This window comes from Parabacteroides sp. merdae-related_45_40, from assembly GCF_001915675.1.
The window spans coordinates 1-19,897 of record NZ_MNQY01000126.1; the positions used below are offsets into that span (position 1 = coordinate 1).

At 42.1% G+C, this 19,897-nt stretch carries 14 protein-coding genes and 1 tRNA gene; 3 read left to right on the forward strand and 12 right to left on the reverse strand.

Going from position 1 to position 19,897, the window contains the following annotated elements; translation table 11 throughout:
- Positions 1-620: 620 nt before the first annotated feature.
- From BHV83_RS17370 to BHV83_RS17425, 12 genes are all read right to left on the reverse strand, one after another.
- The gene (locus BHV83_RS17370) at positions 621-2,198 is read right to left on the reverse strand and encodes a DEAD/DEAH box helicase (RefSeq protein WP_259324923.1); all 1,578 of its coding nucleotides are present in this window, start codon (positions 2,196-2,198) and stop codon (positions 621-623) included.
- A 303-nt stretch (positions 2,199-2,501) separates the two neighbouring features.
- Positions 2,502-3,518, reverse strand: a complete 1,017-nt coding sequence (locus BHV83_RS17375; RefSeq protein ID WP_286757817.1) for a ParB N-terminal domain-containing protein — start codon at positions 3,516-3,518, stop codon at positions 2,502-2,504.
- 139 nt (positions 3,519-3,657) lie between these two features.
- Positions 3,658-4,482: a hypothetical protein gene (locus tag BHV83_RS17380; protein WP_122205880.1), complete on the reverse strand. Its 825-nt coding sequence runs from the start codon at positions 4,480-4,482 to the stop codon at positions 3,658-3,660.
- 85 nt (positions 4,483-4,567) lie between these two features.
- Positions 4,568-5,767 carry a site-specific integrase gene (locus BHV83_RS17385; RefSeq protein ID WP_286757818.1) on the reverse strand — a complete coding sequence of 400 codons (1,200 nt, stop codon included), beginning with the start codon at positions 5,765-5,767 and terminating at the stop codon, positions 4,568-4,570.
- Between the two features lie 103 nt (positions 5,768-5,870).
- Positions 5,871-5,943: transfer RNA gene (locus BHV83_RS17390), tRNA-Thr, on the reverse strand.
- A gap of 39 nt (positions 5,944-5,982) precedes the next feature.
- Complete coding sequence (locus BHV83_RS17395; protein ID WP_005640660.1) at positions 5,983-6,444, reverse strand: hypothetical protein; 462 nt, start codon at positions 6,442-6,444, stop codon at positions 5,983-5,985.
- A gap of 69 nt (positions 6,445-6,513) precedes the next feature.
- A complete protein-coding gene (locus tag BHV83_RS17400) occupies positions 6,514-7,545 on the reverse strand; it encodes a DUF6340 family protein (protein ID WP_005650872.1) in 1,032 nt (343 codons plus the stop codon).
- A gap of 90 nt (positions 7,546-7,635) precedes the next feature.
- A complete protein-coding gene (locus tag BHV83_RS17405; RefSeq protein WP_005640657.1) occupies positions 7,636-8,487 on the reverse strand; it encodes a sugar phosphate isomerase/epimerase family protein in 852 nt (283 codons plus the stop codon).
- 109 nt (positions 8,488-8,596) lie between these two features.
- On the reverse strand, positions 8,597-8,731 hold the full coding sequence (locus BHV83_RS17410) for a hypothetical protein (RefSeq protein ID WP_005640655.1): 135 nt from the start codon (positions 8,729-8,731) through the stop codon (positions 8,597-8,599).
- Between the two features lie 45 nt (positions 8,732-8,776).
- Positions 8,777-11,404 (reverse strand): valine--tRNA ligase, encoded by a 2,628-nt coding sequence (locus BHV83_RS17415; RefSeq protein ID WP_046452403.1) that lies wholly within the window; start codon positions 11,402-11,404, stop codon positions 8,777-8,779.
- 788 nt (positions 11,405-12,192) lie between these two features.
- The gene (locus BHV83_RS17420; RefSeq protein ID WP_046452404.1) at positions 12,193-14,793 is read right to left on the reverse strand and encodes a hypothetical protein; all 2,601 of its coding nucleotides are present in this window, start codon (positions 14,791-14,793) and stop codon (positions 12,193-12,195) included.
- A gap of 6 nt (positions 14,794-14,799) precedes the next feature.
- Complete coding sequence (locus BHV83_RS17425) at positions 14,800-16,251, reverse strand: TlpA disulfide reductase family protein (protein WP_195422072.1); 1,452 nt, start codon at positions 16,249-16,251, stop codon at positions 14,800-14,802.
- A 220-nt stretch (positions 16,252-16,471) separates the two neighbouring features.
- Between BHV83_RS17425 and BHV83_RS17430 the strand changes: the two genes are divergently transcribed.
- The 3 genes from BHV83_RS17430 to BHV83_RS17440 all read left to right on the forward strand — a co-directional run bounded on the left by BHV83_RS17430 (position 16,472) and on the right by BHV83_RS17440 (position 19,782).
- Entirely contained in the window at positions 16,472-16,606 is a 135-nt protein-coding gene (locus BHV83_RS17430; protein ID WP_371746049.1) for a transposase, read from the forward strand.
- Positions 16,607-16,757: 151 nt separating this feature from the next.
- Entirely contained in the window at positions 16,758-17,669 is a 912-nt protein-coding gene (locus BHV83_RS17435) for an RluA family pseudouridine synthase (RefSeq protein WP_005646045.1), read from the forward strand.
- Positions 17,670-17,688: 19 nt separating this feature from the next.
- Entirely contained in the window at positions 17,689-19,782 is a 2,094-nt protein-coding gene (locus BHV83_RS17440) for a protein-disulfide reductase DsbD family protein (RefSeq protein WP_286757820.1), read from the forward strand.
- Positions 19,783-19,897 lie beyond the last annotated feature (115 nt).

A 19,897-nucleotide genomic window follows, 5' to 3' on the forward strand; every position in this document is an offset into this window, starting at 1 on the left:
GAGTTTCACTTCACATACCTTGTACTGACTTTCCATAATGATATAAATTTGATTTTTGTTGATAATTCCTGTGTATCGGCTTGGTTTTAATCCTTCGTAGTGTTGAGGGTTACACCATATAAAAGAGAAGAGGAGTAAATACCGCAGTCTGTTGTTGAATCTCTGTCCGTTAAAAATCTCTTTCCCTTGTTTCCAAGGTTCGATAGGCATTTATCCGTTTTCGAAAAAGAGATTCAGAGGTAGATCACTTGCATATTTTTCACTTCTCTATCACCTACTGAGGGGGGACTTTAAGATAAGTGCGGTTAAGCTCTCGTTTCATACATGAGAATTTGATCCATAGTGCTTTTTCAAAGTTGAGGTATGCTTTATCTCTGTAATTTGGTTTGAAGATGATTTATTTTTTCTTGATTCTCAGAATGAGTAACTTTGTTATGATTCAGAAGGAGATTCTTCACCGATTAAATTCGGCTCATATATAAATTGTGTGTAATGGGTGCTTTGAGAAATCAAGGCATCCATTTTGTGTTTGTATACAATAAAACCATTTAAAGAAGAACACTCCGAATTGGGACGATATTTCAACTTTAAATGGTTTAAGTATGAGAAACAAGATTGCCCTATTGATTCTCCAAAAGGACTTTGATGGCTTTAATGCTTCTTTGACGTTTCAAAGTGGGTATTCCTAATTTTACGATTGCTTCTCGTAGAAACGGGTATCTGGATTCAATCTCATCAATTTCTCCAAATAAAAGATTTTTTTCTTTCAATTCGATATACCGTTTTAAACATTCCCTGAATGTGGAGGTACATATGGCTTTATCAATATAATCAGCAGATACGGTTTCCCATTTTACGGCATTTGCTTTCATACCACTGCGCTCATATTCTTTTTTCAAGGCATAACCAGATTTATAAATACAGTACATGATTTTATGATTATATAATTGTATTTTTATCAGCATGTCGTTGACTGTGAACGAATCTGTTTTTTTGTCATATTTGATATACGAAGCGGATTTTTCTATTTCTTTTCGTTGTTGCTCTTTTGCTCCTTTTGATAAGTGAGCATATATTTGAACTCTCTCCTTTGCATATTGTAATTGTCTTTCCAAATCTCTCTCCATTTGTTTGTAAGTATCATAAGTATCAATCGAACGTGTATTAAAGATGTGTACCAGTTTGTTTCTAAAAGGATTCTCTTTGGTTCGTATTCTTCCTGCGATTTGCGGAATATCCATTTCAATGCTTAATAAGGTGTGAGTACTGTATGAGTTACTGACGATAAAGCATAAACCTGTTTCAGAGAAATAATCCACACCTTCAAAAGATTTGGAAGTGATAAAATTAAACTTCTTCGATTGGTCTGTAGAACTGGAAATATGATAATCCGTTCCCAATGTCTTTTCGTTTGTCCCATTTTTGGCACATATAATCCTGCAATCATCATCTTTCAATTCAGCCTGTGTCAATATTTTTTTGATTTCCGTTACGCTATTGACAAAGAAGTAGGCTTCTTTCGATTTTTGACCGTCCACCTCAATAAAGCCATTTTCTTGATATGCTTTAATGATTTTCGTAACAATCATATATGGCTTATTTGTGTGGTAGGGAAGAACCTGTATTGTTTCAACATCTTTCCAATCAACTTCTTTGTATTCTATATCCTCAAATTCAACGGGTTGAAAATCTTCTGGAATGGGAGTCGCAGACATGAAACAAAAGGATTTGAAGTCTCTAAAATGCTCCAATACTCCATTTATCGCCTTATCCCTAAATAAATATGATTTTAAGAAATGGTGATATTCGTCCACCAATAAATGGAAGTCTTTGGGATTGATAAGCTCAATTAACTTTGGTATCTTGTTATAAGTACAAATGATCTTCTTTGTTCCTTCTCCTTTGAGATATTCTTTCAGTTTGTCTTTGAGTGCTTTCGTAAAATTACCATATAAACCGAATAAATTCCTGACAGGGCTTAATCCTGCCTTTTTGCTTTGCGCACTCCATTTATCCGATTGTTCAATAGGGTAGCATTTATTCTCTATGATTTCAGTTGTAGGAACTGCTATCACATAATTTTCAGCATTCTTTATTGCGATTGTCGTTGCCCCACAGCCTGTTTTGACTTTATTGAAAATACAATCATGTGGTAGATCATTCATTACCAGAAAGCCGTCCTGTGTCTCAAAATCCATCTTCATATCGTTATATTGTTGTCCATTTTAAAAACTTGTCCTCTGATACAAATTTACAGACTTAATGAATATCTGAACTCAAAAACTTGGTAGTTTTGAGGTAGGAGTAATATGCAGAAGTGGCAAGCTATAAGGAATTAAACTTCAAATATATATAAAGTGTCATTTTTTAATTGAAGGGAAGTTAAACCATTTAAAAGAGAAACTGCCAATTTAATTTAGTGATTCTTCCTTTAAATGGTTTTACTCTTGAAAGGAGACAGGGGTTATCTGTTACTTAAACCCCTGTTCGGTACTTGTTTGTCAGGCAACATCTTTTAAAAGAGCGATAAAGTCGTCACCTTCTTTTACATTCTTGATCTTGGCCATTGAATCAGTCTGTCTTCCGATCTCTTTCAGGGCACCAAAGGCTTTGTCCTCATTTGTAGAGATAGCGAATGAGTTGAATCCTTCAATGTAGTAACGTCTTGTAATTATTTCAACACTCATTCCGGCGGCTTTGCATAATATAATGAACTTATCCCCACGTTCTTTGTTAAATATTGCGCCTTTGGGTAATTTGATCTCTTCACCTTTTAATGCCTTATTCAGAAGAGAGGCGTTTAATTTCTTTCCCAAATAGATTAAGGCTGCGGTTGAGGGATTGAAGCCTTCCCCGATCTTTTCAGAGATTGTTTTGATTGCTTCGTTTTCGGTGGTTAATCCTGCAACGGCAAATTTATCCTTATTATCCCAACTTTTTGCTGCTTCATTAATATCAGTCAAATATTCCCCAATATTTTCTTTATTGCGGATATAAACGTTAGGAATTTCAACTTCTTCACCTGCTGCTGCCAATTTGGCGAATGCAGTACCTCTATGCTGTCCGTCAAGAATTACATAATAATCTGTAGCTGTTGTTTTATCGATTGTTTTTCCATTGATATCAATAACTGTGTATTCTTTTTCAAGGATTTTTTCTGCTTCTGCCACAATGATAGGATATGCTTCTTCGTATTTGTTTTGAGTGATGATATAAATGTATTTGTCAACTCGCTTTGTGTCAATAGGTCTGTTGTGTTTTACAAATGCAATTTTTTTGGATTCTTTTATTGTCTCGCCATCTTTTACGACATTGAATGTTACAAAGCCTGTTGTTGCTGTTGATTGAATTGCTTTTTCAGTAGGAGTGTTTAAGGCTGCCTCAAGTTTCTTTTTTGCGGCTTTAACTGCTTCTTTCTGTGCTTCGATAACAGAAGAGGCTGCGCCTCTTTTTTCCAACTGGTTCAATACGCTTTCTTCTCTTTTTACTTCTGCTTGAATTTCTTTTACTGTCTTCATTTTTTTATTTTTTAATTGTTAAACTTTAAAATCGCAATCGTGAACTTGAGGCCTCTCGTTGTTGATTACACTGCAAAGGTGCGGGTATTTTGTAGGGTGGGGTAGGAACAAAAAAAGGGGACAAATTTGTTCCCCTTAGTCAGTATGTGAAAGTTCCGTTTGGCAGTTGGTAGTCTTTGTATCTCTTTATCAGCGTTTTCAAGTAGTCAGGATCGGTTGATATGCTTTCATTTTGGATAATTCCAGTGAAGAAAATTAAATCGCCAATCAGTTGCTTTTCTCTCTTAGATGGTGAATCTTTTATCTTCCGTTTGGAAATGATGGACTGATAAGAGTTGAAGAAAGTGATAAAATGAAGGTAGAAGGCATAAGCCAATACGGAAGTGGACTCAGAGGTTTCAGACTTCATATAGGATTTTATGTTTTGCCAGTTCCAATCGTCAGAGATGTCAACATCTTCTTTGAGCCTTGAACATATACGAAGTATGGTAGGACAATCCTCAATGGTATATTTCTTCTTTCCAATGCAGAATGTGATCTTTGTCTCTTCTTTGAAAGTGGGAGATTGCAACGGGTGAATTTCTGTATTTTCCGTTATTTTGTCAATGATGGTTTGTAAGGTTGTTAATGAGGATATATGTTTGATCCCATCCGTGCATTGATTATAAGAGAAATCATATACGAATAATAATAAATGCCAGAATTTCTCAATGTCCAGTTCAAAGAAAGTTAGTGTCTCTCCAAATTCTTCACGGGATAAAAATTCATTCAGTCTTGCTTTCAATTTATCCAACTTCTTCAATCCGCTTTTGGTTGCAGAAGTATTGTAACGTGAGATATACCGCTCCAATAATGGCGATCCGTAGAAATCCTCAAAAGGTTCGATTAATGTCGCCAAATGAAAGACATACTCCAATGCAGGAAGTTGATCGTCATGGGGTAATTTGTCTGGAAGTGTAAACATGAGATTCTTCTTTTAAATGGTGATTGTGCAAAGATAAAGGATAAAAAGAATCCCGTCTCCATTTCTGGAAACAGGATTCTTGGGTTTAGAGTAGGTTTTTCATTGCGTCTTCCATCTGGTCATTACCGAAGCTGTCCAGATAGATTTGGGTTACTCTCTCTGAACTGTGTCCCAAAGCCTCACAGATTAAAGAGGTATTGACACCTGATCTCTTTAAGACTGTGGCGAAACTATGACGTGCGACGTATGTTGTCAAATCAATAGGAATATTCAACCTTTCTCCTATTTCTTTCAAAGACTTATTCACTTTCGCTATAATCTTATGAATCCTATTTACTTTCTGCTGTTCCGTCTTATGAAAACTGGATAAAATAGGAAATAAATAGGGATTATCTGGCATTGAGTATTTCTGAATCAATTTAATAGCCTGTTCCTGCAATGAAACCTTTATCTGCTTTTGAGTTTTCTTTCTGATATAGATTAATCTATTTTCCAAGATATTATCTTTTGTCAGACGAGCAATGTCTCCAAAGTTAATACCTGCTGCCAGATATGAAAAAGTAAACAAGTCTATAGCTAAACATTCCAAAGGTGTTTGCCCTTGATAGTTTAGCACAGATAAGATCTCATCCTTCTGTATTGAACGTTTGGCTGTAGTTTGGCTTAATTTAGAGACTTTAAACGAATTAAAAGGATAATATTCTGATTTAACGATCTTCTCCTCTATCGCAAAATTATAAATCACCCGTAAATGCCTAAAGCGTGTTCCCAATGTGTTTATAGCCAATCCTTGACTTTGCAACCACACCTCATAACGCTTTAACCAAATTGTATCCATATCAGAAAAAGGAATATCCAAATGCTTGTTGAATTTTATAAGAGAATGCATAGTACATTTATATATATCCGCATAACGTAAACGATTTGCTGATTCAAGTTCTTGAATATACTGGTTAAAGACCTCTTGTACAGTTTTACGCTTTACTGGTTTGTTCACCTTCTCCATTAAAGAAGTCGCAGTAAATTCTTTTTCCTGTGATTTAAACTCTATAACCTTATCTGTATAGACTTTTACTTTCTCTGCTATTAACCTCTCTATATACTCCTTATTTGGACATTTAGAAGTTGGTTTGTTGGCTTTAAAGTCCCAATATTTAGGCAATATGGAAATACCAAGACTTTGATATTTCATTTTCCGATCCTTACAAACACGAATCATCAAAGGTGATTCATTGTTTTTCAACACTTTAGATTTGTAACATACGACATTGACTGTTGTACTCATGGTTTAAACGCTGGTTTAAACATCGGTTTAAACAAACCACGAAAACCACAGAAAACACCATAAAAAAAGCAGTTACCTAAAAAGATAACTGCTTGATTTTGTGAGCCGAAAGCCGGACTTGAACCGGCGACCTACGCATTACGAATGCGTTGCTCTACCAGCTGAGCTATTTCGGCAACATTTACTTCCTGAATGCGGGCGCAAATATAATATGTTTATTTGACATCTGAAAGAAGTTTTGCTAAAAAATCATCCAAATCTGCATCCAAATCTTTTAAAAGAGGATCATCCAAACGAAGATTTTCATCGTCCAAGAACAGAAGTTCCTCAATGACAGAGAAATCCTCGTCAGTCAGGCTTACCGAGAACGGTTTCAGAAAACAAGGGTTATCAAAAACTTTTTTTGTAACCAGAACGGCAAGCACAGCTTTCAAAGTTGCAGCAACCTGTTGAGTAAATTGATCATCATCACATGCCGTATTCACCCAATCGAAAATGATTGTCTTCTCAACCAGCACATCCTCTTCATCATAAATAAGCAATTCACCACTTTCAGCATCTACCTGCACATATAAATCGCTGTAACAGTTGCCAGCTTCATTCGCAGCAAGCTTATTGATGGCCGAATTGAAAGTCGTTTCTATGACAGCCTGAACCTTTGCATTATTTGCACTCATATCTTAGTTATTTATTCTTTATTCGAAACGTCTGCCAAAAGTAATAATAATTCAGAGAATATAAGATTATTATTCTCCAAATTGCTTATTTAGTTTCTGATCTGAACGGATACGCTTGCCAAGAGCCTCTACATACAGCCGTTGCATTTTCGTGTAATTATAATCTTCGCCCTTTTTATTATTAAAAATCTCGTAAGATTTAGCAGCCCAGTCATAGGCATCCTTCAACTGAGTCTTCATTTCATAAAACAAAGCCAAGTTCGATGCAGCCTTTGCCCGCTCTTTCCAACGTGAAGAATTTTCATACACATGCTTCCAACGTGAAGCCGCTTCCTCCCATTTGTCAGACAAGGCATAGGCGGTCGCTTCTTTCCAACGCGCCCCTTCACCTTTATAGAACCAACGGCTTTCATTATCCCAATGAGGAACAAAGTTCGGAGTAACCTTCCTACCAATATACTGCCCAGCAGCCCGTAAAGCTTCATCCGGCGACGGTAAATAAAGTTTCAACAACTCCATATTATCCGCACTTTCAGACCAGAAAACACTATCCTGCACGTAAACAGTAGCCAACGGATTATCCCGTCCGGGAAGATAACCACGGACGACCCCAGTAATCTCGATATCGACTCCTCCCACGACAAAGCCTTCGGCAAAAGCGACAACATCCTTTTCCATCCGGAACAACAGGCGATCGAGCGAAATAACAGCATCCGTCCCTGTCTCCCGGCACAATTCTTTCACCGTTTCGGGTGTCAACTTTTCATCCACCAAATATTTTGTATCCTGACGAGTGCCATCATGATAGAGAAGAACATCATTGAAGAAAGAGACATCCACAATCGATTTGCCTAAGGAATGGCAGGCATCATACAAAGCACTATCCGCATGGGCACGGGCCGTGTCCTGCACAGTTCCATATAAATTATAGGTATAGCCGACATCGTCGGGCTGGGGAACGGCGTTATTAACAATCAAAACCTTGTCGACATTCTTCGGGAAAGTAATCTCGGCCGGATTATAAGTTTCTATTCCAATATATTCAATGGTGTTGCACGCCGAAAACAGGCAGGCCATCAATAGATACAACGTTGTTCTCATCTTTACATTTATGATTTATAATTTATGAATTATGCTTCACAACTTGTGCTTCATAAATCATAAATCACAAATCATAAATCATAATTCTTATCATGCCATATCACTAACGGCCTTGAAATAGCCGATAGACTCTGCGATACCGAGGAAAGGATCTTTCATGTCCTTTTCGAACTCAAGACTGCACATTCCTGTATAGTTCACCTCGCGCATCATACGAATCAATGCGGGGAAATCGATCTTTCCGCGCCCGATCTCAATGCCGCGTCCAGCCTTTGAAGAATCCGTCACATCCTTAATGTGCATATCGAACACACGGGTATGATATTTCTTCAAGTCGGCAACAGGATCACAACCGTTACGAAGATCGTGACCAACATCCAGACACATACCGATACGCGGGTCCAAATCTTTCGTATGTTCCCAAACGTCCGTTGCATCCGGATAAGTCTTGATATCGGGTCCGTGCAAATGGATCGCATAATTGAAGTCGTACTCTTTCACTTTCTTGTCCACATAGGGCAAAAGTTCGTAATTCGGTACGCCGACAATCGTTTTCACGCCTACTCGTTTCGCATATTCAAAACCACGATCTATTTCAGCCTCGCTCTTCATATAGATAGGACCGACAGCATATCCAGTCACACCATAAGAAGCGCATTTGTCATGGAAAGCCTTGATTTGATCGTCATTGCTATCCAACGGCAGGTGAAAATCCTTGATACAAAGATAATGAATATCCAGACGCTGCAAAGTTTTTAACGTAGTTTCCAAGTCAAAGTTTACAAATGTATACCCGGCCATACCCAAATGAAAAGGATTTACGGCCTTAGCTGCCTTAGGCTTCACGGGATCGGGCAATCCGGCCTTTGCTACGCTTGCCGTACCCAACAGGATAGCTCCTGCCAGCCCTTTCTTAAAAAAAGATCTTCTTGATTTCTCCATGATATTAAATTAAAATTATGTGCTTGTATATTATGACAGCAAATATAATCTTTTTTTAGTGTGCACGATAACATTTGGAAAGAAAATAGAATACTTTGCAATAATTAATTCATATCGTCGCAAAGTCAACTCCCCCAACCGCTTCCTCCATCTTTTCTCCGGCAGGAAGAGCCATTAAAACAGAACGCAAACTATCTGTCTCATTGTTTGCATTCAACAAGACAGTAGTTTGCGTCAATAACATAAGGCCAACCAGAAGAAATACTTCATCTGGTTATATTTCTGAAACCTACTTCTTCAAAGCCGCGATGCTTTCTTCGATAGACTTGATTTTACTTTCTGCATCGGCCTGTTTCTTACGTTCCATTTCAATGACTTTGGCCGGAGCCTTGCTTACAAAACTTTCGTTGCTTAACTTTTTCATGACAGAAGCCAGGAAGCCTTGCTGGTATTTCAGTTCATCCTGAAGCTTAGCCAGTTCCTCCTCCACGTTGATCATATTACCCAATGGGACAGCATATTCCGTCGTACGCACCAGGAAGGAAGCAGAACCGGCCGTTTTTTCTTCCGTACGGATGATAGACGACAAATTACACATTTTGGCAATTACGGCGTTGAAGTGATCGTTGTGTTCACCCAATACCTGCAATTCCAATGCTTCCTTATTCGGTATATTTTTCTGAAGACGTATCGTACGCACTCCACCCACAATTTCTTTTGCAATTTCGAAATCTTCCAGATATAAGTTATCAACAGGAGCAACCTCCGGTATCAGTGCGACCATCAAGCTCTCGCCTTCCTTACGCGGCTCCAACGCTTGCCACAACTCCTCTGTAATAAAGGGCATAAACGGATGAAGCAGGCGAAGCAGGGCATCGAAGAAGCCAAGTGTCGATAAGTAAGTTGACTTATCAACAGGCTGTTGATAACCCGGCTTAACCATTTCTAAGTACCAAGAAGAGAACTCATCCCAAAAGAGTTTGTAAACAGCCATCATTGCTTCACTCAAGCGGTATTTGCCGAACAGATCGTCCATTTCAGCGATCGTCTTGTCCAGTTGCATCTTAAACCATTTGACAGCTGTGGCTGCCGCTTCGGGCTGTTCGATAGTTGAATCAACCGTCCATCCTTTAATCAGACGGAAAGCATTCCATATCTTATTGTTAAAATTACGTCCCTGCTCGCACAACGCATCGTCAAAAGGAATGTCGTTTCCGGCAGGCGCCGCCATCATCAATCCCATACGCACACCGTCAGCACCGTATTGCTCGATAAGCTGCAGCGGGTCGGGAGAATTTCCCAATGACTTGGACATCTTACGACCCAGTTTGTCACGTACGATACCGGTAAAATAAACATTCTTGAACGGCATCTTACCCCGATATTCGTAACCGGCCATAATCATACGGGCTACCCAGAAGAAAATAATATCCGGTCCTGTCACCAAGTCGCTCGTCGGATAGTAGTAGTTAATCTCCTGGTTGTCCGGATCGTTGATACCATTAAACAGAGAGATCGGCCATAACCAGGAAGAGAACCAGGTATCCAGCACATCCTCGTCCTGACGTAGATCAGCCATCGTCAAAGAAGCGTTACCTGTCTTTTCTTTTGCTATTTCTAAAGCTTTCTCTGCCGTTTCGGCTACAACATACCCCCCTTCGGGCAGGAAATAAGCCGGAATACGGTGTCCCCACCACAACTGACGGCTGATACACCAGTCCTTGATGTTTTCCATCCAATGACGATAGGTATTCTTAAACTTCGGAGGATAGAACTTGATGTCGTCCTTCATCACCGGTTCCAAAGCGATCTGTGCGAGATGTTCCATCTTCAAGAACCATTGCATAGACAACTTCGGTTCGATAGGCACATTGGTGCGTTCGGAGAAACCGACTTTATTTTCATAAGCTTCCACCTTTTCCATCAAGCCGGCAGCCTCCAGGTCTTTTTCGATCTGCTTACGAACATCGAAACGGTCCATACCGACATACAAACCGCCAGCCTCGCTGATCGTACCGTTATCATTGAATATATCGATAGAAGGCAAATTATATTTTTCGCCCAACATATAGTCGTTCACATCGTGTGCCGGAGTTACCTTCAGACAACCTGTACCGAACTCGATATCCACATAATCGTCCTCGATCACAGGAATCACACGGTTTACCAACGGAACAATCACTTTCTTCCCTTTCAACCAAGTGTTCTTCGGGTCGTTCGGATTGATACACATGGCCGTATCCCCCATGATTGTTTCGGGACGGGTTGTTGCGACAATCGCATAACGGCCTTCCGGATCACCTTCCACCTTGTAGCGGAGGTAATACAGTTTGCTGTGCTCTTCCTTATATATAACCTCTTCGTCGGACAGGGCAGTCAGCGCTTTCGGATCCCAGTTCACCATACGGACACCACGATATATCAGTCCTTTATTATAGAGATCGACAAAAACCTTGATCACACTTTCGGAACGCAATTCGTCCATCGTGAAAGCCGTACGGTCCCAATCACAGGACGCCCCCAGCTTACGCAACTGCTTAAGGATGATGCCTCCGTGTTCTTCCTTCCATTCCCAAGCATGTTTCAAGAAATCTTCACGCGTCAGGTCAGTCTTCTTAATTCCCTGCTGTGCAAGGCGATTCACGACTTTCGCTTCGGTTGCAATGGAAGCATGGTCCGTTCCCGGCACCCAACAAGCGTTCTTCCCCTGCATACGGGCACGACGGATCAGAATATCCTGAATGGTATTGTTAAGCATGTGTCCCATATGAAGCACGCCTGTGACGTTTGGGGGCGGAATAACAATCGTATACGGCTCACGACCATCGGGTTTCGACTTGAAAAAGCCGTTATCCAACCAATACTGATACCACTTACCCTCTACTTCTACGGGGTTGTACTTACTTGCAATTTCCATATTGTTTCGTTATAATTATATCTATGTTCGGCACAGACAAAAGAAGTCCGCTATTTTAAGATGCAAAAGTACAAAAATAATATAGATAAGCATATAAGAGCTAAATTTTATCAGGGCAGCTGCACCAAAATTCGGAACCACAGCAAAAAAGTATCCTCAAGCATGTAGATGAACTGACCTTTGAGATCTGAAATGTTCAACAGGGCAAGCATTACCTTGCTATGCATAAACTAGCTTTAACACATGACCTGCCCCGAAAGTGACGAAGAACCAAGTTTTCTGCAAATCCTCTATCACTCTATCACTACGAAGGTTGTAGCTATTAATATTCAAGTGTCAGAGGCAGTGATACAGGACGTTTTCTTCTATCACTCCTCTATCACTTCTGAGGCATGTCGTTTTTATCATACAATTGAGAACCAACATATTGTCTTCTATTACTTTTGAAAAAGCATATAAAATAATCGAATAAATAAATGTAAAAACGAATATAACAGGTATTAAATTGGCGGAATACGGTTCTTCATTCCACAAAAGCTATCTCTTTTTTTAGCAAAGACAAGTACATCATTCCGTAAACACCCCCATGTTGCCATCCTTTACATCCGGGTGTAGAGAGCCAGTACACCCGGGTGTAAAAGGGGGCAACATGGGGATGTCCGGCAACTAAAGTACCGTGCCGGACAATGAAAACCGCCCGGTTTTACCTATTTTACAGCCGTTTTTGCATAAAATAATCGAGTGACTTGCAGAGATGGGGAACAATGTTTCAGAAGTGTATCAAATAATCACTGCCGGAAAACTCCGATTTTTCCATCTTCCGTCAGAGTTTCAACCGTAATCCGGGGATATTTACAACGACTGTTGTTGTAAAAACAAATATAAGCCTTTCCCTGTTCATCCGTTGACAATGCCGGATTCCAATAAAGGGTACGACGATAATCATTTTCTTTCGGCAATACGCGATAATCGGGCTGATAGAAGTCTTTCACTTCACTATATCCTTCCAGCCAGGTTTTGCGTACGCCTTTTCCACCTTTCACAGAGATCTGATCTTCTGGATAAGTTTCGATCAAGACAACACACCGATATAATTTATCGATATTGATCGGTGTAAAACGCGGATCGGCATACCGGCAGATCGTTCCAAAGTCTTCACTGATATAAACGGATTTAATCGCCTCTAAAGGAAGTAAGCGGTACTTATTATAATCCATTTCATTGTGGTAGGTACGTTCGTAATTGATCGCAAAAAGGACCATTCGCCCTTTATAAAAAAGATATTCCTGCCCGCCTGGACTATGCTCCCGATAGAACTCAGAATTCATATTAATCATCAGTTCATGAATATCATCGCCGATAAAACCATTACGGTCCTGAATATCGTCCATTTCGGAAGCGACATCATAATAAGCGATCGACTTGGTCCGGGTTTTATAAACTTCGGCAGCTTTATCTAGTTTCTTGGCCTTAACCACCACTTCATCGATCCGATGAATCTTTTCGTCCATTCCCAGTTTTCGCAGAGAATCTTCATACGCCTTGAATAACTGCTCCATGTTTTCTTGCATAAATACCGTATCATTCAGCTGTGTATCGGGCAAAGAGACCTTTTCATCGCCTGAAATATGCACCTGCAATTCTGCCATTGGATATCTCCGAGGCTCCGGATGAAACACCCGGTCCAGAACAATCCGATGATCTTTCTTCTTCCCCTTTTCGGAAACAGATAGAATCAGATTCCATTTTCCTTCCACCTGAGAAATAAAAGAAAACCGTCCTGAACTATCCGTAGTAAAAACATCGAAGCAGGATGTATTCTGATCCGTCGGATTGTCTTCCTCGCCTCGCTTCGTCAGAAAAGAAGTTACTTGCACATCCGGACGCGGCTTACTACGAACCATTGAAACTACCTGGCCGTGCAGTTCGATTCCCTGCTCCGGCAGATACTTCAGTTCAAAAGGTTCCACACCGGCCCAATGCTTCCATTCATAACGCCTCCAGCCTTGCACCATCAACAATTCATCCAAAGCCCGACGATGCAACGTATCATCCGACTCAAAATACCAGGAAGGACGGCGTACATACCCTTTGATTTCCGACATCAGCAACAGATCCGTCAACATCGAATGCCTGCTTTCCACTTCTTCCCGGCCATCCCGGACCGACACCGACAAGAGCGTTTGTGCCGGCTGTCCTTGCGGATCATTCACTTCGAAAGAAATACCTATTGAATCATACGGAAGATACTGTTCTTTATCCGTCCGAACAGCCAACGACAAGGTATCCGGCTTTCCAACAAAAACCAACCGGTCAGCCAAAACCTGTCCGGCTTTATCAAACAAGACCAGTTGAGACACACCTACCGGTAAATTCTTCTTATCCAGTCGAAAAGAGAAGGGCTGATTCCTCTTGACCGTCAGCATACAGAAATTATATAATTTACCTCGGCTCATAACCGCTACTCCCAATACCTGAGCCGCCGTAAAATGATTCTTCTGTACCGTAATAGCCAAACTATCCGGGATACTTAGATTGTCAACCGAAAAAGCGAATCCCTGTTCCTCTGCTTCCGGTAAAGAAAAGCGATATTTCTTGTCTCGCCAAACAACTTCTGCCTTTACTTCTTCCGTATCAGCCACATAGGTAAAAACACCTTTTCCTTCGTGACTTGTCCGGAATGTCGAAACGACCTCTTTTTCCTTATTCAGGATACAACCGGAGACATCCACCGGATTACCGAAAGCATCGGTCGCTTCAAAGGCAACCCGCACCGGGACATCGCGAATCAACGTTCCGCCCTCAGGATAAAAGCGGAGATTCAGTTTCTTTTCTTTCCTGGTCTTTTCCCTTTTCTGCGGATACTTTCCCGGATGTCGGCAAATTTCTTTTTGGGTATAATCGCCTTCTGAATCCGGTTTGTCGAACACCGGGAAAATACGTGAGAAGACTGTTGCCTCTCCAAAGTTCAACATATATTTGGTATAAGCACGTACCTCATAAAAACCGGAATAGAAAGGTAAGTGCGTCAACGTAAAATTCCCCTGGCAATGACCGTTGCGGATTGGTAAAATCTGTCGGGAGACAATCTCACCTCCAGGATTCAGTAATTCCACATACAACGTCTTGCTCCACGCTGTAGGCCGATTGAATTCGGAAGTCACGACATAACACTGAAACCAAATCTGATCGCCCTGATAATAGCTGGTATTATCAAAATGCAGATATACCTTTTCCTGAGGCAAAGCCTTTCCAAACTGTTCTAAGGCAGAGACAAAACCCTGTAAGCGGACAGCAATACTGTCCGGAATCGGATATGCGTAAACCGAAACAAACCAAAGAAAGCCCAGCAATCCGATACCTCGTCTTATAAACTTACATAAAGACATCGTCGTTTATTTAATCGCTTCTTCCAATTGTTTCTTCAGTTCTTCCATCTTCTCCGGCGAAGCCGCTACTTTCTGACGTATCTTTCCATCTTTACCAATGATTACGCAATGTGGAATATACAAGGCTCCATTCGAACCAAACGTATCATAAATTTCCTGCTTGAAAGCCTCTTGAATGCGAATATGTTCCCCTTTCAGATCATAATGAGCAGCCATCTTCTTCCATTTCTCTTCAGCTTCCGGATTATCAATCGAGAGATACAGCAAAACAATATCTTTTTCCTGAGCATATTCCTGCAACGGCTTTACAAAAGCAAAGGAATCACGGCAAGGACCACACCACGTTGCCCAAATGTCCATAAAGATAACTTTCCCTTTATACGGTGCGATAATATCCTGGAAAGTTTTCGCTTGTGAGACATCTGGGAAATGAAGATCTTCCAGAATCCGGGTTTGGTTAAATGCCCGGTTCTTTTCCATTGCTTCCTGCACCAGCGGTTGCCAGGTAGTTTCCGGATATAATTGCAGGAAACGTTCGGCATAAACCGGCATCTTCGGATCGTTCATCTGCCTTTCCTGATCTTCCAGGAAAAGCTGGGCCATGGCTGCCTCTTGTGCCTTGCCCTGTAAACGATGTTCAAAATCGTAATACATCAAACCGATACCTTTTTCTACACCTTCCGGAATAGATTCCTGACGCATATAATATCGGATACCAATTTCATTGGAGACCACATCATAAAAGGCCGGACTGAAAGTACTGTTCGGATTATCCGGGATACAAAAGGCCGTCATCTGATCCAACTCGACAAACCAATTCTGCCTTGTCGCTTCCGATGCTTGATAAAATGCACCCATCGTCTGGTTCTGAAAAGCCAGCAACAACTGCATCCGTATATCTTGCCGGGCTTTTTCCTGTAAGTCTTCATCCAAACCCGTCAATTGCGATTCCAGAGAGACTGCATCATCTTTCAGTTTTTGGGCTACAGATGTTGCTACAGTATCTTTAGCAATCTGCCAACGGTCGCCACGGCGGGCACGCAAATCCCATACAGCGGCATTCAGTCGATTGAGCAATCGGGAAACGGCTACCGCCTTCTCATCCACTCCCTGGATAGCCAAAGGTTCTTGAGCCGTTGCATCTACATCCAATTGTATTTTTCCTCCTTTCGATATAACCGAACCCAATACCGCTTTTCCATACAAAATGAAATTCACCCGTTCATAATCTTCAACCGGTAACGTCAATGTAAATGTACTATCGCTTTGGATTTGTAACGTATCGATCGTTTTCGTATTCATCATGCCTGCGATAGATTGCTGGTAAACGATCATTCCACCGTTCAAGTTCCGCACGGTTCCGGTGATTTGGATTTCTTTCTGATCCGAACAAGACAATAGGGCTGTTCCTAAAAGAAGAACACAAACGGACTTCAGCATTTTTCTACTCCAATTCATGGTATCTCTATTTCATGGCTTAAATTTAGAGCCTGTTTAAAAATGATTGAAATCTTTTTCTAAAGAAGTTTCCGTATTAGCCGGATTATTTCTTTTTTTAAGTGACCAAACTTAAAAAAAATGTATCAAACTGATTTAACGGAAACCGAGTGCAATATATAACAAAAGTGTTGAACCTGCAAGAAAGAGGAAATATGATTCGCGACTGATTTGGAACGCCATATTTTACTTAGTTAAGACCGGTTGTCAATGGTGGATGCTTCCCCTAGACTTTTCCAGGTGGCAGTTGGTCTATTACTACTATCGTAAATGGGCTTCCCAATTAAACTTTGGTCACCATAGCCAATATGCATGACAGAAAAGCCACATACTTACTGATAACAGAGAGGGAATTCCTAAATAAATACAAAGAAAAACAGTAACAGCCGATTTATTTTATTTGTCCGCATCTCCTTGCAGCATTGACCAAAAGCCTGTATCTTTGTAAACTATATATAATTAGGAATATGGCAAGACGCTCAGAATACAGAGGCACAGATAGATCCAGAGCCCCTCGAGGACGTAAAGTTACAGTGAAAGAAGAGAATACGTTACTTCCTTTCCTGTTCGGTCTTTTAAACGAACAAAGTAAAAGTTCAGTCAAGGCACTACTCGCCCACGGACAGATTTCAGTCAATGGCACGGTAACCTCCCAGTTCAACACGCCGCTCACACCGGGCGACGAGGTGTTAATCAGCTACGAACGGGGAAAAGTCGAGTTCAACAATCCACTGCTCACAATTGTTTGGGAAGACGACGACCTGATAGTCGTAAACAAGAAAGAAGGCTTACTTTCGGTTTCCAGCACGCGCGTGAAGGAACGGACAGCTCTTCATCTGCTCAGCGAATATGTCAAGAAGACAGATCCACGTAACAAGATATTCGTGCTCCATCGCTTGGACCGCGACACTTCGGGGCTGATGATGTTCGCCAAGAATCTGCAAGTGCAAAAGGCATTGCAATCGAACTGGAACTCTGCCATCACGGCACGCACATACGTGGCCGTAGTGGAAGGACGCCCTGAGAAAGATTCCGACCTGATCGTCTCCAACCTGACCGAAAATGCAAAGATGCAGGTGTATGTGACAGCCGAAGGAGACGGGAAAGAGGCGATCACCCGCTACCGCCTGCTGCACAGCAACGGAGCTTACTCGCTGTTGGAACTCGACCTGGAGACAGGACGCAAGAACCAGATACGCGCACAGATGCAATCAATCGGACACTCCATCGCCGGCGATTACAAGTATGGTGCGGAGACAGATCCTACCGGACGGCTGATGCTTCACGCCCGACGGCTCAACTTCATTCATCCGGTAACTGGCGAAGAGATGCATTTCGAAACACGCATTCCTGACAAATTTACCTCTTTAGCTAAATAACAAAAATAGTAAAAATAATATGAAGAAGCTCTTTAGTACCTTGATGTTGGTGCTTGTCGCACTGACCGTACAGGCACAGATTCTCCAGCCTGTAAAATGGAAGATACAACTGAACGACTCCGGCTCCGCAGAGAAAGAGATCGTTTTTACCGCTACTGCCGATAAAGGCTGGCATTTGTATGACCAGGACTTGCCGGAAGGAGGCCCTGTCTCCACTTCGTTCACATTCGAGACACTGAAAGGAGCCGAGCTGATCGGCAAACCGACTTCATCTGTCAAACCGACCACCGTATACGACGAACTGTTCGCCATGAACCTGCGTTGGTATCCAGGGACCGTTTCGTTCACCCAAAAGTTCAAAGTGACCGACCCAGCCAAGTTCAAAGCCGAAGGTGAAGTGGAATTTATGGCTTGCAACGACGAGACTTGTCTGCCCCCCAATCGCGTCAGTTTTTCGTTCGACAAAAAGAATATAAAGATGACAGCCGCCGCCGAAACAGTGGTCGAAAAACCGGAAGTCGAACAAGACGATGTGACAGCCGTGCAGCCGGATACTGAAAAAGTGGTGGAAGAAGTGGCCGAGCTGAAGGCTCCCGCCCCTGTTACCAACAAGGACAAAGCAGAGAACAGGCCAGTCCGCGCCTCCAACGAGCTGACCGACGACGCAGCCCTCTGGACTCCTGTCATCGACCAGTTGAAGGCATTCGGCGACACGACGGTTTCAGCAACCGACACATCTTGGTTGTTCATCTTCTTCGCCGGTTTCCTGGGTGGATTGATCGCCTTGCTGACACCTTGCGTATGGCCGATGATCCCGATGACGGTCAGCTTCTTCCTCAAACGGACGAAGGACCGCAAGAAGGCGATACGAGATGCGATGACGTACGGACTTTCAATCATTGTGATTTATCTGGTGATGGGATTGCTGATTACGGGTATATTCGGGGCAAGTGCGCTGAACGACCTGTCGACGAATGCGATCTTCAATATCATATTCTTCTTGTTGTTAGTAGTCTTTGCCATCTCTTTCTTCGGAGCGTTCGAAATGGTATTACCCTCCTCCTGGACGAATAAACTGGACACGAAGGCGGATTCGACGACGGGCATTATCAGTATTTTCTTCATGTCGTTCACGTTGGTGTTGGTTTCCTTCTCTTGCACAGGTCCGATTATCGGGACTTTGCTGGTACAGGCTGCTTCGATGGGAACGGCGGTAGGACCGGCCATCGGCATGTTCGGTTTCGCTTTGGCATTGTCTATTCCGTTCAGCCTTTTCGCCATCTTCCCGAACATGCTGCAAAGCATGCCGAAATCCGGAGGCTGGCTGAACTCCGTCAAGGTGGTGTTAGGCTTCCTTGAACTGGCACTGGCGCTGAAGTTCCTTTCGGTTGCCGACCTGGCTTACGGATGGCGCTTGCTGGACCGCGAAGTGTTTATCGTGCTTTGGATCGTGATCTTTATCCTGTTGGGTTGTTACCTGTTGGGTAAGATCAAGTTCAGCCACGACAGCGACCTTCCGTACGTATCCGTGCCGCGCCTGTTCATGGCGATCATTTCTTTCTCTTTTGCCGTTTATATGGTTCCGGGCCTTTGGGGGGCTCCTCTAAAAGCGATCAGTGCTTTCGCTCCTCCCTTGTACACTCAGGATTTCAACCTGTACAACAGTGAAGTGCATGCTGCTTTTGACGATTACGAAACCGGTATGGCTTATGCCAAGAAGGTGAACAAGCCGGTCATGATCGATTTCTCCGGTTTCGGTTGCGTGAACTGCCGCAAGATGGAAGCATCCGTTTGGACCGACCCGAAAGTGAAACAGATATTGGAAAATGATTATGTCTTGATCACCTTGATGGTCGATGATAAGACGAAGCTGCCGCAGCCGATCACAATCGAAGAGCATGGCAAGACTCGCAAATTGAAAACAATCGGCGACAAATGGAGTTACTTGCAGCGTAGTAAGTTCGGTGCAAACGCCCAACCGTTTTACATTCTGCTGAATGCCGAAGGCAAACCGCTCGGCCCGTCGTATGCATTTAACGAAAGTGTCCCCGACTATATCAAATTCCTGGAAAACGGGCTGAAGGTATTTAAAGAACAAGAAAAGAATAAATAACATCTTATAGGCTGTGTGTTAAAAGATAGAGAATTCAATCTCTTGCCGGGGAATTCATCTCCCGGCAAGAGAAAGATGAAATTTGACACACCTCCTTCCTCTCCAACCAAACAAC